Below are 15559 nucleotides of genomic sequence, written 5' to 3'. Positions count from 1 at the left end.
TCGTGGTGGACCGGCGGTTCTCGGACGTCACCTGACACGATTGCACGCGACGCCGCTTCTCGACGCGGCAGGCGGGAGGCCCGATGGACACACGGCGGGCACCGCACGTCGCCGGGGTGGTGGTGGGGGTCCTCTCCGGCCTGTCGCTGGTGGGCAGCGTCTCGACGACGTTCCGCCACCTCATCGCCGTCCCCCGCGACTGGGTCGACACCTATGTCATCTCGATGCCCGACACGAGCTTCGCGTGGGCGTTCGTGCTGGCGGTCGTCGCGATCGCGTTGTCGGCACGCAAGCGCATCGCGTGGTGGGTGACGACCGGCTACCTCGTCGTGTTCGCGGTCTCGAACGCGCTGTACTTCGTGCCGTCGGTGGCGCAGGGCCTCGACCTCACGACGACCGACCGGGTGAACCTGGTCGTCGGTCTCGTGATCGACGCGATCATCCTGGCCTTCCTCGTCGTCACCTACCGGCAGTTCTTCACCCGTGTCCGGCGCGGTGCGGTGCTGCTCGCCCTGGCCGTCCTCGGCGGTGGCCTGCTCGCGGCGACCGGGATCGGGTGGGGACTCGTCGAGGCGTTCCCCCGCACCCTCGAACCCGATCAGCGCCTCGCGTACGCGTTCAACCGCGTCGTCGCCTTCGCCTCCGTCGACATCCGCACCTTCGACGGCCGGCACTCCTACATGGTCATCAACGGCCTGCTCGGCCTGCTGGGTGCGCTCGCGCTGATGACGGCGGCCGTGGTCCTGTTCCGGTCGCAGCGACTGTCGGGGCTGGTGACCGCCGACGACGAGCGCGTCATCCGCGCGTTGATCGCCGCGCACGGCGACGACAACTCGCTGGCCTACTTCTCCACCCGCCGCGACATCGCCGCGGTGTTCGCCCGCTCCGGTCGTGCGGTCATCACCTACCGCGTCGAACTCGGTGTCTGCCTGGCGTCCGGCGACCCCATCGGCGACCCGCGGCACTGGCCCGACGCGATCGCCGAGTTCCACGCGCTCTGCGAGCGGTACGGGTGGTCGCCGGGTGCGATGGGCGCGAGCGAACGCGGTGCGCAGGCCTACATCGACTCCGGCATGACGGCCCTGACGATGGGCGACGAGGCGGTCATCGAGACGAGGCGCTACCGCACGTCGGGGCCACAGATGCGCAGCGTGCGACAGGCCGTGACGCGCACCGTCCGGGCCGGGGTGTCCGTGCGGATCCGCCGTCACGAGGAACTCTCGGCGGGCGAACTCGCGCAGATGGAGATCCGGGCGGACGCGTGGCGCGACACCGCCGAGGAGCGCGGGTTCGCGATGGCGCTCAGTCGGCTCGGCGACCCCGCGGACGGTCGGTGCCTGCTCGTCGAAGCGGTGCAGTACGCGGGCACACCGGCCGAGCGGGTGGTCGGGATGCTGTCCTTCGTCCCCTGGGGTCGTGCCGGGTTGTCGCTCGACCTCATGCGGCGCGACCGTGACGCGGTGAACGGCGTCGTCGAGGCGATGGTGTCCGAACTCGCCACGCAAGCACCGGATCACGGGATCGCCCGGATCTCGCTGAACTTCGCCGCGTTCCGCGCGGTGTTCGAGCAGGGAGACGCCATCGGTGCCGGGCCCGTGATGCGCGGTGCCCACGGCCTGCTGGTGTTCGCGTCCCGGTTCGTGCAGATGGAGTCGCTGTACAAGTCCAACGCGAAGTACCTGCCGACGTGGGAGCCGCGGTTCCTGTGCGCCGCCGACGCCCGCGACATCGTGCACGCCGGTCTCGCCGCCGTCCTGGCCGAGGGATTCGTCGCCGTGCCCTGGCGACGACGCGGTGACGCCCACCGGTACGTCGGGACGTCGTCGGCGGTGCCGTCCGACCTCGACGTCGACGAACTCGTCGCCGCGATCGAGGCGGAGGCGTTCGCGGGGCCGCCCGTTCCCCGTCGCCCCGAACAGGTCCGGGTCCGGATGGACAAGCTGGACGCGCTGCGCGCCCACGGCGTGGACGCCTACCCACCCGCCGATCCCCCCACCCATCGCATCGCCCACGCGCGGACCGCGGAACCGTCGACGCCGGTCTCCGTCGCCGGTCGCGTCCTGCGCGTCCGCGACCTGGGCAGCGTCGTCTTCGCCGACGTCCGGGACTGGACCGGCACCGTGCAGGTCCTGCTCGACCGCTCGACCGCGGGCGACGAGGCCGCTCGGTTCGCGTCCACGGTCGACCTCGGTGATCTCGTTCGCGTGCGAGGAGCGATGGGGCGCAGCCGATCCGGCGAACTGTCGGTACTGGGTGACGACTGGACGATGCTCGGCAAATGCCTGCACCCGTTGCCCGACAAATGGAACGGGCTGTCGGACCCGGAGACACGCGTCCGCCTGCGCCACGTCGACCTCGCCGTGCACACCGCGGCGCGGGAGATGCTGGTGGCGCGCAGCGCCGTCGTCGGGGCACTGCGGTCGACGTTGGCCGGTCGCGGCTACCTCGAGGTGGAGACCCCTGTGCTGCAACGGGTCCACGGTGGTGCGAACGCGACCCCGTTCCAGACGCACATCGAGGCGTACGACCTGGACCTCTATCTGCGGATCGCTCCCGAGCTGTACCTGAAGCGGCTGTGCGTCGGCGGGGTGGAGCGGGTCTTCGAGATCGGCCGCAACTTCCGCAACGAGGGCGCCGACGCCACCCACAACCCGGAGTTCACCTCGCTGGAGGCCTACGAGGCGCACGGCGACTACCGCACGATGCTCACCCTCGCGCGGGAGATGATCCAGGCGGCCGCGGTGGCCGCACACGGCGAGGCGGTCGCGCTGCGGCCCCGGGACGACGGCGGCGTCGACCGCGTCGACATCGGCGGCGAGTGGGCCGTGCGCGACGTCCACGAGGCGGTCTCGGAGGCGATCTCGTGCAAGCTCGGGGAGCACGTCGTCGTCGAGCCCGGCGCGGAACTGTCGGTGCTGCGGTCCATCTCGGAGCGGCTGCAGATCGCCCTGCACCCGGACTGGGACGCCGGGCAGGTCGTCCTCGAGCTCTACGAACACCTCGTGGAGGCACGCACCACCACTCCGACGTTCTACCTCGACTTCCCCGTGTCGGTGTCGCCGCTGACGCGGTCGCATCCGCAGCGCCCCGGTGTCGCCCAACGGTGGGACCTCGTCGCCTGGGGTACGGAACTCGGCACCGCCTACAGCGAACTCACCGATCCCGTCGAGCAGCGTGCACGGCTCACCGAACAGTCGGAGAAGGCCGCCGGCGGTGATCCGGAGGCGATGGAGCTCGACGAGGACTTCCTCACCGCGCTCGAGTACGCGATGCCCCCGACCGGTGGACTCGGGCTCGGTGTCGACCGGATCGTCATGCTGCTCACCGGACGGCCCATCCGGGACACGTTGCCGTTCCCACTGGTCCGGCCGCGGTGACCACCACCCGTCCGCCCGGCACCGTGACCGAGATCGCCGGCCGGCCGACACATGTGGTCGTCGACGGGTCTGGTCCGCCGGTGGTGCTCATGGCTGCGCTCGGGAGCAACTGGTTCGACCTCGACGCCCTCACCGCCCGCCTCGTCGACGACTTCACCGTGATCCGGTACGACCGTCCCGGGTACGGTCTCAGCTCGCCCCTGCCCCGCGACCGATGGCCGACCCTGGCCGACGAGGTCGACCGCCTGGAGGCAGTGCTCGACCACCTCGGCGTCACCGAACCCGTTGTCCTGGCCGCGCACTCGATGTCGTCTCTGTATGCCGAGGGCTTCGCGCTCATTTGCCCGGAACGGACGCGCGCAGTGCTGATGATCGACGGGACGTTCTCGCTGATCGGCAAGCGTGCGATACCGACGTCTCGTCGAGCGGCAAACGGGCACCGTGTCGCGGATCTCGTTGCCCACCTCCGGATCCCGCAGCTGGTGGGGCCGCTCGCACACGCCTCGGTACTGCCGACACCGCCGGAGGGCTACGACGACGCCCAACGCCGCTGGATCCGTCACGTGTTCACCCGGGTCGACATGGCGCGGGCGACCCTCGTCGAGAACGCGGCCTACCCGGCGATCGACGAGGACCTGCGTGCCCTGCGCGCCGAGCGAGGCCGCCCCACGATGCCGGTGACCGTGCTGGCCGCGCTCGGCGACGGCGGCGGCTGGCGATCGGCATGGCGCGCCCGACAGCGTCGCTACGCCGAGGCCCTCGGTGCGAGCTACGAGGAGATCAGCCCGGCGGGTCACCTGCTGGTGCTGAGCCGGCCCGCACTCGTCGCCGACGCGATCCGCCGGCTCGCGCGGCGTGCGGACGGCGAGTGGGTCAGGGCTGCAGGAGCGCCAGATCCGAAGCGGTGACGAGGCGCTCGGCTTCCTCGGGCCACATCCGGGCGGCACGGTGGCGGTGGAGTCGACCCGGCGGCCGGGTGGGCCGTCCGTCGGTCGATACGGGTCGGAGGACGGACGGTACGTGAGGAACTCTCACACGGATCACTTCCCTGTGCTCGGCTGATTCCGTGTGACGGATGTTACAGATGGGACTGAGAAGTTCCTGTCAAGGACACGCTCGGCAGTGCCTGTGGACAACCGATTCGCCCGTGAGTACGTCCGTACAGTACGTTTCCCTTCGTCATCGTAACGATCCTCGGGGAGATCTCATGCGTTCGCGTTTCCGCTCGTTCATCGCCGCCACCGCCGTGGCTGCCGCCGCTGTCACCGGAGGGGTTGTCGCCGCCGCGCCGGCAGGTGCAGCCCCGCCGTCGAAGCCGCTACCGGTCTTCACTCTCACCGGGGACAATTTCGGGATGTTCGGCGACCACGACTTCTGTCGTGGCACGGTCAACGTCCGTCTCACCACGCCGAAACGCGCGGTCGTTCGTGTGACTTTCACGTCGAACGGCTTCACCGGCAACGGACCGGGTTGGGTCAGAAACCCGAGGTGTCGCGTCCTGCTCGCGTTCACGCACACCAGCGCGCTCACCCTCTACAAGCAGACTTTTGTTCCGGCGTCCTTCGGCACCAAGCCAGGCGAGAAGATCACTCGGGACATCGTCACGGGCTCCGGCTTGGTCTCGATAGGTGCGACCGCCTACGCAACCAACACACCAGTCCAAGTTCCCCTGGCCTACGGTGCCGGCTTCTACGCCATCGTCCCCTGACCTAGCGGCCCTTCCACACCGGCTGCCGCTTCTCGACGAATGCCGTGATGCCCTCGAGGGTGTCCTGGCTGACGATCAGTTCGTCGAGGGCGGTGGTCGGGTGGGCGGCCGCGGCGACAGGGTCGGCGATGTTCTCGGTCTCGGCGATCGCGATGAGCGAGGCCCGTACCGATGTCGGCGAGCAGGCGACGACCTCGGCCGCCAGCTCGCGCGCGACGTCCATCACCGTTCCCGCCGGGGCGATGCGACTGGCGACACCGCGCTCGAGTGCCGCCGCGGCCGTCATCCTGCGCCCGGTGAGGATCATCTCCATCGCCACCGATCTCGGCAGGGCGCGGGGCAGTCGGACGAGTCCGCCCATCAAAGCGGCGAGACCCACCTTGACCTCGGGCAGGGAGAACGTCGCGTTCTCGTCGACGACGATCATGTGAGACGCCAACGCGATCTCGAATCCACCGCCGAGGGCGTGACCGTTCACCGCGGCGATCACCGGCTTCACCAGATCCGAGCGTGAGGTCAGGCCACCGAATCCGTTGAGCGGCACCGGGCCCATCCCACCGCTCGCCGCGGTGGCCGCGAGATCGTTGCCGGCCGAGAACGCCTTGTCACCCGCGCCCGTGATGATCGCGACCCACAGATCCGGGTCCGCGAGATAGGCGTCGAACACCGAGTCCAGCTCGGCGTTCGTCGCGGCGTCGAGGGCGTTCCGCGCGTCCGGGCGGTTGATCGTCACCTCCAGGACATGACCGTCACGACGGACCAGCACCCCGCTGTAGTCGTCGCGGAACCCGACGGGCGGCACCGGCCGGAGCCGGTCCATCGTCGCCGCGTCCAGACTGACGCGGTTGCCATCGGCGAACGACCGCGCGACGACCCGAGTCCCGATCGGCTGATCGGCCTCGACGAGGAAGCGCATCGTCGTGTCGTCCTCACGGTCGACGGTCGCGATGAACCGGGCCCCGGCTGCGCCGTCCCGGTCCAGGACACGCCCGACGACGATCGCCTGACGCGGCCCGTTCTTTCCGTATCCGACGACGTACGAGTCGATCACCGCAGGACCGTCGACGCGCTCGACGGTCGGGACATCGGGAGTCGCGTCGAGATCCGCCTGGGCCGAGGCGCTCGTCGACGACCGCCATGCCACCGGCGTCGTGGAGTACACCCCGGTCGAGTACTTGCTGAGCACACCGCCGTTCGCGCCGACGAGACCGAACGAGGCCGGTTCCGCACGCACGCGGTCGACGATCTCGGCGATCGCGTGCATCGAGTAGTCGTTGCCCGCTCCACCGAAATACGGCAGCCCGCCGGTGACGGTCAGCCCGCGCGGATCGTCCGCTGACAACCCGAACGCATCGCACACCGCCCACACGGCGATCGGGAAGCAGCTGTAGAGATCGAGGTGACCGACGTCGTCGAGGGCGACCCCCGCGGCGTGGAGCGCGTGGCGGATCGACGCGACCGCCGCCGGCGAGGACGACAGATCGGGCCGTCGCATCAGGGGCTTCTCGACCACATCGGCATGGCCGTGGAGGAACACCCAGCGGTCCTGCGGCACACCGAGTTCCCGAGCCCGTGCCACGGACATCACGACGACAGCCGCGGCCTGATTCACCTGGTCTCGGGCGATCATCAGACGCGTGTAGGGGTCGGTGATGCGCCGGTTCGACTCGTCCGGCTCGGCGATCTCGGTGACCGTTCGCTCGACGGGAGACGCCGAATGCGGGTTCTTCGCGGCGACGGCCGAGAACGGGGCGAACAGCTCCGCCATCGACCGGCCGTAGGCATCCCGCGACAGACCCAGTCGAGCGCGACGCGCGTTCTCGAGCACCGAGTACTGCAAGAGAGGCTCGCGCAGTCCGTGCCGCGCCTCCTGGGCCGTCACGATCCCGGCGATGCCGAACCCGCGGTCTTCGACGGCGACGTCGTCGTGCTCGGACCAGTCGGGCCGCGGACCGTCGCCGTCGGTGATGTGGCGCTTCGTCGAGATGGCCTCCGCGCCGGCGATCACGAACGCCGCCGACCGCCCCGCGGCGATCTTCTCGGCGAGCTCGGTCAGCAGGTGCTGCGGACTCTGCCCACCCACCGCCTCGGCGATCAGCCTGCGCGCGGTGATGCCCACGCGGCGAGCCACCGCGGCCGGCATCACGTCGGGACGTCCGAACGGCGAGGACGACAGGGGGCTGGAGATCTCGAAGGACCGGATGGATCCCACGGTGTCGACGGATGCCGCGACACGGTCCGGATCGACGCCACTGTCCATCAATGCGTTCCGCACTGCGGCGGCGGCGAGATCTGCCTCGGAGAGCGCCTGGTACCCGTCGTCGTCGAGGCGTTCGCTCGCCTGCCCGACCCCGATCACCACCGGCGTCGTCGGGTCCAGCGCATCCACATCGCTCACGACAACTCCTGACCATCTGAGACCATTACCCCGTCAATAGTCTCACAAGGGCGTGCGCCCCCGTGAGACCATCTCCGCGTGACTCGTCCCGGCGCCCCGATGAGTGATCTGTTCGCCCGGGCGGTCCGCCAGTCGATCGCGGGCACCGCGGTCGCACGTGACGACCCGACGGTCGACCGCATCCTGGATGCCGCGGTGAGTGTTCTTAGCCGCCGTGGCACCACGGACGCGACCGTGGACGAGGTCGCCCAGGAGGCGGGCGTGGGTCGCGCCACCGTGTTCCGACGGTTCGCGTCGAAGGACGCGGTCTTCGAGGCGGCCCTGACCCGCGTCGTGGCCCGGGTCATCGGGGCGATGGTGGAGCGCTTCGCGGTCGTGCGGGATCCCGTGGAGCAGGTCGTGGAGGGGTTCGCGATATGCGTTGCGCTCGATGCCGATCCGGTGCTGGCCCGGCCGCGCCGCCAGCGCGCGGACCTGCTCGCCGCGTTGTGTGAGGGCGACCCGTCACCGGTGTCCCTGGCGTTCGACGCGGTCGCCGCGAACCTCCGCCGCGCACACCGGGCCGGCGCGATCACCGTCGGCGACCCCGACCAGCAGGCCGACGTGCTCGTCCATCTGGGACTGGCCTACCTCTTGGCTCCGGGTCTCGCCGTCGACCTCGGCGACCCCGACGCGGTCCGCGCCTTCGCCCGCAGCACCATCGCGCCCGTCATCGGATATCGGCCCGGCGCTGCGGGCCGCGTGGTTGCATCGGACACATGACACCCGAGGTGACCACGGTCCTGGAGAACTACACGTACTTCGAGTGCCCACGCTGGCACGACGGCCGGATCTGGGTCTCGGACTTCTACTCGTACAAAGTCATCTCGGCGAACGCCGACGGTTCCGACGCGAAGGTGGAGGCGGAGATCCCGCAGCAGCCGTCGGGTCTGGGCTGGCTGCCCGACGGCCGGCTGCTCGTGGTGTCGATGCGCGACCACACCATCCTGCGCCGCGAGTCGGACGGGTCCCTGGTCGTGCACGCCGACCTCTCGTCGATGGTGACCCACCACCTGAACGACATGCTCGTCGACGACCGGGGCCGCGCCTATGTCGGCAACTTCGGCTTCGACCTGATGAACGGCGGTGACCCGGCGCCGACCTCGCTGATCCTCGTCGAGCCCGACGGCTCGGCCCGTGTGGTGGCCGAGGACCTGTGGTTCCCTAACGGGATGGCTCTGACGTCCGACGGGCGCCTGGTCGTCGACGAGACGATCGGCAACCGCGTGAGCGTGTTCGATATCCACCACGACGGATCGCTCGGAGATCGCCGCGACTGGGCCGTGTTCGGCGACCTGCCGGACATGGCCGACACCGCGACGGCGATGGGTCAGATCGTGCTCGCACCCGACGGCTGTGCCATCGACGCGGACGACGCTCTGTGGGTCGCCGACGCGCTCGGTGGACGGGTCGCGAAGGTCGTCGAGGGCGAGGGTGTCGTCGACGAGATCACCTTTGACAGCGGTGTGTTCGCGTGCGGGTTCGGCGGGGACGACGGGCGCACGCTGTTCGTCTGCGCCGCACCGGACTTCGACGAGCACGCACGCAAAGAGGCCACCGACGGCAGGTTGCTGTCGGTGGCCCTTCGCTGAGCGAGATCTATCGCTGCGGTGCCTGCGTCGGGTGGATCGGCGCGGGCAGGTAGCTCTCCTGCGTCAGGTAGCGGTCGACGCCGGCGGCCGCGGAACGACCCTCGGCGATCGCCCACACGATGAGCGACTGGCCGCGACCGGCGTCCCCCGCGACGAACACGCCGGGGACCGTGCTCTGGAAGTCGTCGTCGCGCTTGACGTTTCCGCGCTCGTTGTACTCGACACCGAGGCCGTCGAGCAGGCCGGTCCGTTCCGGACCGACGAAGCCCATGGCCAGCAGGACGAGATCGGCCTCGAGCTCGAACTCCGAACCCTCCACCTTCTCGAACTTGCCCTGGTTCATGACGACCTCGTGCGCGGCCAGCTTGGTGACCTTGCCGTTCTCGCCGATGAACTTCTCGGTGTTGACCGAGAACACGCGCTCACCGCCCTCCTCGTGGGCGGAGGAGACGCGGAACATCAGCGGGTACGTCGGCCATGGGGTGCTCTCGGCGCGCTCGTCCGGCGGCCGCGGCATGATCTCGAACTGGTGGACGATCTCGGCACCCTGGCGCAGCGACGTGCCCAGGCAGTCGGCGCCGGTGTCGCCACCGCCGATGATGACGACCTTCTTGCCCTTCGCGGTGATGGGCGGCTGACCGTCGTCACCGACGACGTCGTCGCCGAGCTGGACCTTGTTGGCCCACGGCAGGAACTCCATCGCCTGGTAGATGCCCTCGAGGTCGCGGCCCTCGATGGGCAGGTCGCGCCACGACGTCGCCCCGTTGGCGAGGACCACCGCGTCGTGCTGGGCGCGGAGGTCGTCGGCGGAGATGTCCTGTCCGACGGTGATGCCCGTCTTGAAGACGGTGCCCTCGGCCTCCATCTGTGCGATGCGCCGATCGATGTGGCGCTTCTCCATCTTGAACTCGGGGATGCCGTAGCGGAGCAGTCCGCCGATGCGATCGGCGCGCTCGTAGACGGTCACGTCGTGGCCGGCGCGCGTGAGCTGCTGCGCTGCGGCGAGTCCCGCGGGTCCGGAGCCGATGACCGCGACGTGCTTGCCCGTCTTGGTGGTCGGCATGACCGGGTGCACCCAGCCCTTGTCGAAGGCGTTGTCGATGAGCTCGACCTCGACCTGCTTGATGGTCACAGCAGGCTGGTTGATGCCCAGCACACATGACGCCTCACACGGGGCGGGGCACAGACGACCCGTGAACTCCGGGAAGTTGTTCGTCGCGTGCAGACGTTCGATCCCGTCCTTCCACTGGCCCTTGTAGACGAGGTCGTTCCACTCCGGGATCAGGTTGCCCAGCGGGCAGCCGTTGTGGCAGAACGGGATACCGCAGTCCATGCACCGGCTTGCCTGGCGCTGCAGGATCTCGTGGTCGTGCTTCTCGTACACCTCTTTCCAGTCCTGCAGTCGCAGGTCCACGGGACGCCGCGGGGGCAGCTCCCGCTCGGTGTGCTTCAGAAAACCTCGCTGGTCACCCACGAGCGGCCTCCATGATCGCCTCGTCCACGTCGCGGCCGGCCTTCTCGGCGTCGGCGATCGCGATGAGGACTCGCTTGTAGTCGCGCGGCATCACCTTGATGAACGCGCGCTGTGTGTTCTCCCAGTCGGCCAGGATCGCTGCGGCGACCGGGGACTCGGTCTCGTTGCCGTGCTTCTCCACGATCCCGTGCAGGAACTCCAGGTCCTCGTCGTCGAGGGTCTCGGGCTCCACCAACTCGGTGTTCAGGTTGTCCGGCAGCTTGCCGAACGGGTCGTAGACGTAGGCGACACCGCCGGACATGCCGGCCGCGAAGTTGCGTCCCGTGTCACCGAGCACCACCACACGACCACCGGTCATGTACTCGCACCCGTGATCGCCGACGCCCTCGACGACAGCCGTCACGCCCGAGTTGCGGACGCAGAACCGCTCGCCGACGACGCCGCGCAGCAGGATCTCGCCGGCGGTGGCGCCGAAGCCGATCACGTTGCCCGCGATGATGTTCTTCTCGGCTACGAAGCTCTCGGGGGCGACACTCGGCGGGCGGACGACGATCCGTCCACCCGAGAGTCCCTTGCCCACGTAGTCGTTGGCGTCGCCCTCGAGCCGCAACGTGATGCCGCGCGGTACGAACGCCCCGAAGCTGTTGCCCGCGGACCCGGCGAAGTCGATGATGATCGTCCCGTCGGGCAGACCGTTGGCGCCGTACGCCTTCGTCACCTCGTGGCCGAGCATCGTGCCGACCGTTCGGTTGACGTTCGAGATCGCCGACGTGAACGACACCCGCTCACCCGCGTCGATGGCCCCGCGGCTCTGCGCGATCAGCTGCTGGTCCAACGCCTTGTCCAACGCATGGTCCTGGCGACCCGAGTTGTAGAGGTCCTGGTTCATGAACGGCGAATCCGCCACGGCCAGGATGGGCGACAGGTCCAGCTTGCCGGCCTTGGCTCCGCGCCAGTGCTGGATCGCCTTGGTGGTGTCGAGCGCCTCGACGTGACCGACCGCCTCCTGCAGCGTCCGGAACCCGAGGCGCGCGAGGAGTTCTCGCACCTCCTCGGCGATGTAGAGGAAAAAGTTCTCCACGAACTCAGGCTTCCCGGTGAACCGCTTGCGCAGTTCCGGGTTCTGCGTCGCGACACCCACGGGGCAGGTGTCGAGGTGGCAGACACGCATCATGATGCAGCCCGAGACCACGAGAGGTGCTGTGGCGAAGCCGAACTCCTCGGCACCGAGCAGCGCGGCGACCACGACGTCACGACCGGTCTTCAGCTGGCCGTCGACCTGGACGACGATGCGGTCCCGGAGTCCGTTGAGCAGCAAGGTCTGCTGGGTCTCGGCGAGGCCGAGCTCCCACGGTGCGCCCGCGTGCTTCTCCGACGTCAGCGGCGTCGCGCCGGTGCCACCGTCGTGACCGGAGATGAGCACCACGTCGGCGTGTGCCTTGGACACACCCGCAGCTACCGTGCCGACGCCCACCTCGGAGACCAGCTTCACGTGGATGCGGGCCGCCGGGTTGGCGTTCTTCAGGTCGTGGATCAGCTGGGCGAGATCCTCGATCGAGTAGATGTCGTGGTGCGGCGGCGGCGAGATCAGACCGACCCCGGGCGTGGAGCCACGGACCTCGGCGATCCACGGGTACACCTTGTGCGGCGGGAGCTGCCCGCCCTCGCCGGGCTTCGCGCCCTGCGCCATCTTGATCTGGATGTCGGTGCAGTTCGTCAGGTAGTGCGAGGTGACACCGAAGCGTCCCGAGGCGACCTGCTTGATCGCGCTGCGCCGCCAGTCGCCGTTCTCGTCGGGATCGAACCGGTCGACGCTCTCGCCGCCCTCACCCGAGTTCGACCGGCCGCCGAGACGGTTCATTGCGATGGCCAGGGTCTCGTGCGCCTCACCGGAGATCGAGCCGTAGCTCATCGCACCGGTGGAGAAGCGCTTGACGATCTCGTGCGCCGACTCGACCTTGTCGATCGGGATGGGGTCGCGGTCACCGAAGTTGAAGTCGAACAGGCCACGCAGGGAGGCGATCTTGCGCGACTGGTCGTCGACGAGCTTCGTGTACTCCTTGAACACCGAGTACTGACCGGTGCGGGTGGCGTGCTGCAGCTTGAACACCGTGTCCGGATTGAACAGGTGGTACTCGCCCTCACGGCGCCACTGGTACTCGCCACCGACCTCGAGCTCGCGGTGCGCGCGCTCCTCCGGCCGGGCCTCGAACGCCAGCGCATGACGCGCGGCGACGTCGGCGGCGATCTCGTCGAGACCGATGCCGTCGAGGTGGCTCAGCATGCCCGAGAAGTACTCATCGACCGTGGCCTGGCCGATGCCGATGACCTGGAACAGCTGGGCACCGGTGTACGACGCGAGCGTCGAGATGCCCATCTTGCTCATGACCTTGAGCACGCCCTTGCCGGCGGCCTTGATGTAGTTCTTGCAGGCGGTCGGGAAGTCGATGTCGCCCAGCACGCCCCGCTCGACCATGTCCTCGATCGACTCGAAGGCCATGTACGGGTTGATGGCTGCGGCGCCGAAGCCGACGAGGCACGCCATGTGGTGCACCTCGCGGGCGTCACCGGCCTCGACGAGCAGACCCACCTGGGTGCGGGTGCGCTCGCGGACGAGGTGGTGGTGGACCGCCGACGTCAGCAGCAGCGACGGGATCGGCGCCAGCTTCTCGTCGGACTCCCTGTCCGACAACACGATCAGGCGCGCACCGCCGGCGACGGCCTCGGACACCTTGCGACGGATGTCCTCGATGGCGCGACGCAGACCCTCGCCGCCCTCGGCGACCGGGTACAGGCCATGGATCTGCACCGACCGGAAGTCGGGCCAGTTGCCGTCGTCGTCGATACGGACGAGCTTCGCCAGGTCGTCGTTGTCGAGGATCGGCTGCGGGAGCGCGATCTGCCGGCACGACTCGGGTCCGGGGTTGAGGAGGTCGGACTCCTTGCCGATGGTGACGCCGATGCTGGTGACGATCTCCTCGCGGATGGCGTCGAGCGGCGGGTTGGTCACCTGGGCGAAGCGCTGCTGGAAGTAGTCGAAGAGCATCCGCGGACGCATCGACAACACCGCGATGGGTGTGTCGGTGCCCATCGAGCCGATGGCCTCCGCGCCCGTCTTCGCCATCGGCGTGACGAGGAGGTTGAGCTCCTCGGTGGTGTAGCCGAAGACCTGCTGGCGCAGACGGACCCGCTCATGGGCCATGTGGATGTGCGGCCGGCTCGGCAGGTCCGAGAGGACGGTGAAGCCCTCGTCGAGCCACTGCTGGTACGGCTGCTCGGCGGCGAGGGTGTCCTTGATCTCCTCGTCGTCGACGATGCGGCCCTGCGCGGTGTCCACGAGGAACATCCGGCCCGGCTGCAGGCGCAGGCGGCGCACGACTGTGGCGGGGTCGATGTCGAGGACGCCGACCTCGGACGCCATCACGACGAGACCGTCCTCGGTCACCCAGATGCGGCTGGGGCGCAGACCGTTCCGGTCGAGCACGGCGCCGATCACGGTGCCGTCGGTGAAGCAGACCGACGCCGGTCCGTCCCACGCCTCCATGAGCGTCGAGTGGTACTGGTAGAACGCCCGATGCTCGGGCTTCATGGTCTCGTGACGCTCCCACGCCTCCGGGATCATCATCAGCACGGCGTGCGGCAGCGAACGGCCACCGAGGTGCAGCAGCTCCAGGCACTCGTCGAAACGCGCTGTGTCCGAGGCACCGTCGGTGCAGATCGGGAAGATCTTCTCGCCGGTGCCGTCGCCGAAGACCGCGGTGTCGATCAGGCGCTCGCGCGCCCGCATCCAGTTCTCGTTGCCGGTGACGGTGTTGATCTCACCGTTGTGGGCGACGCGACGGAACGGATGCGCCAGCGGCCACGACGGGAACGTGTTGGTGGAGAAGCGTGAGTGGACGAGCCCCAGAGCGCTCTCGACGCGGTTGTCCTGCAGGTCGAGATAGAACGCCTTGAGCTGCGGGGTGGTCAGCATGCCCTTGTAGACGAACGTCTTGCCGGACAGGCTCGGGAAGTACACCGTCTCGCGGCCCGGACCGTCCTGGCCGGCGCCCTTCGTGCCGAGCTCGTGCTCGACGCGCTTGCGCACGACGAAGCTGCGACGCTCGAGATCGTCTCCCGACGCGCCGCCGAGGAAGATCTGCCGGAAGGTCGGCATGGCGTCACGGGCGAGCGCACCCAGCGAGGCGTCGTCGACCGGCACGTCGCGCCAGCCGAGGACGGTCAGGCCCTCGGCCTCGACGATCTTCTCGACCGACTCACACGCCAGCACGGCGTCGTTGAAGCCCTGGGGCAGGAAGGCGATGCCCGTCGAGTACGACCCCTCCTCGGGGAGCTCGAAGTCGACGACCTCGCGGAAGAAGCGGTCGGGGACGTTGAGCATGATGCCCGCGCCGTCGCCGGTGTTCGGCTCGGCGCCGGCCGCTCCGCGGTGTTCGAGGTTCACCAGTGCGGTGATCGCCTTGTCGACGATGTCGCGACTGCGTCGACCGTGCATGTCGACCACGAAGGCGACGCCGCACGAGTCGTGCTCGTTCATCGGGTGGTACAGGCCCTGCGGGCTCGGGTACCGGTGCCCTGCGGGGCCGGGAGCGTGCTTCATTCGTATCCGCCCTAACGTCGCTCGCGCGACAACTCCTCATCCCGACCGAGGGTACGACGGCGTGCTGGTCCAGTCGTGATGAGTCCAACCTGTGATCGGTTCCGACCTGCGACGATGCGGGCAGAACCGATGGTCTGCGAACGGCCAGCCCCATTGCTGACCGTCGCTGACCGGCGCCCCGGGGGGCGGCGGTGTGTGATGACCGCGTCCGACGGGATCACCGTCACCTGGTCATTCCGACCATTTTCTCACGCCGGACGGTCCGGACAGAAATCAACGAAACAAACAGTGACCTGAGGTGACGGTCGGGTCACGGAACCGTCCTTCTGTACGTCGTCGAGCATCCACCACCCGCGCCTCGGGCGCGACCC

General features: G+C 69.0%; 8 protein-coding genes. 5 read left to right on the top strand and 3 right to left on the bottom strand.

Annotation, left to right across the window (positions count from 1 at the left end; genetic code table 11):
• Positions 1-83 precede the first annotated feature (83 nt).
• The 3 genes from lysX (at position 84) to Q1A98_RS02915 (ending at position 5085) form a co-directional block, all read left to right on the top strand.
• Positions 84-3377 (top strand): bifunctional lysylphosphatidylglycerol synthetase/lysine--tRNA ligase LysX, encoded by a 3294-nt coding sequence (lysX, locus tag Q1A98_RS02925; protein WP_299569735.1) that lies wholly within the window; start codon positions 84-86, stop codon positions 3375-3377.
• Positions 3374-4285 carry an alpha/beta hydrolase gene (locus Q1A98_RS02920; RefSeq protein WP_299569733.1) on the top strand — a complete coding sequence of 304 codons (912 nt, stop codon included), beginning with the start codon at positions 3374-3376 and terminating at the stop codon, positions 4283-4285. Before lysX ends, Q1A98_RS02920 begins: the two co-directional genes overlap by 4 nt.
• 239 nt (positions 4286-4524) lie before the next feature.
• The gene (locus Q1A98_RS02915; protein ID WP_299569731.1) at positions 4525-5085 is read left to right on the top strand and encodes an enoyl-CoA hydratase; all 561 of its coding nucleotides are present in this window, start codon (positions 4525-4527) and stop codon (positions 5083-5085) included.
• A gap of 1 nt (position 5086) precedes the next feature.
• Here the strand turns inward: Q1A98_RS02915 and Q1A98_RS02910 are convergent, their stop codons facing one another.
• Positions 5087-7483, bottom strand: a complete 2397-nt coding sequence (locus tag Q1A98_RS02910; protein WP_299569729.1) for an acetyl-CoA acetyltransferase — start codon at positions 7481-7483, stop codon at positions 5087-5089.
• Between the two features lie 78 nt (positions 7484-7561).
• On the opposite strand from Q1A98_RS02910, the gene Q1A98_RS02905 reads away from it, so the two are divergent.
• Together Q1A98_RS02905 and Q1A98_RS02900 are read left to right on the top strand one after the other, a co-directional pair.
• Positions 7562-8245 carry a TetR/AcrR family transcriptional regulator gene (locus Q1A98_RS02905; protein WP_299569727.1) on the top strand — a complete coding sequence of 228 codons (684 nt, stop codon included), beginning with the start codon at positions 7562-7564 and terminating at the stop codon, positions 8243-8245.
• Positions 8242-9114 carry an SMP-30/gluconolactonase/LRE family protein gene (locus tag Q1A98_RS02900; protein WP_299569725.1) on the top strand — a complete coding sequence of 291 codons (873 nt, stop codon included), beginning with the start codon at positions 8242-8244 and terminating at the stop codon, positions 9112-9114. Before Q1A98_RS02905 ends, Q1A98_RS02900 begins: the two co-directional genes overlap by 4 nt.
• Before the next feature lie 7 nt (positions 9115-9121).
• Here Q1A98_RS02900 and Q1A98_RS02895 read toward each other — a convergent pair whose 3' ends face one another.
• A complete protein-coding gene (locus Q1A98_RS02895) occupies positions 9122-10588 on the bottom strand; it encodes a glutamate synthase subunit beta (protein WP_299569723.1) in 1467 nt (488 codons plus the stop codon).
• Positions 10581-15188, bottom strand: coding sequence for a glutamate synthase large subunit (gene gltB / locus Q1A98_RS02890; RefSeq protein ID WP_299569721.1), 4608 nt, complete (start codon positions 15186-15188; stop codon positions 10581-10583). The genes Q1A98_RS02895 and gltB overlap by 8 nt, the downstream gene beginning before the upstream one ends.
• Between the last annotated feature and the right edge of the window lie 371 nt (positions 15189-15559).

The sequence above is a fragment of the uncultured Williamsia sp. genome (assembly GCF_947494875.1).
Classification (GTDB): Bacteria; Actinomycetota; Actinomycetes; order Mycobacteriales; family Mycobacteriaceae; genus Williamsia_A.
The sequence above is the reverse complement of the archived record's forward strand: the minus strand, read 5'-3'. Positions and strand labels throughout refer to the sequence as shown.

What these genes read in the sequence shown, in the direction of transcription:
- lysX (WP_299569735.1), top strand. Translation starts at nt 84, where the DNA reads ATGGACACACGGCGGGCACCGCACGTCGCCGGGGTGGTGGTGGGGGTC.
- Q1A98_RS02900 (WP_299569725.1), top strand. Translation starts at nt 8,242, where the DNA reads ATGACACCCGAGGTGACCACGGTCCTGGAGAACTACACGTACTTCGAG.
- gltB (WP_299569721.1), bottom strand. Translation starts at nt 15,188, where the DNA reads ATGAAGCACGCTCCCGGCCCCGCAGGGCACCGGTACCCGAGCCCGCAG.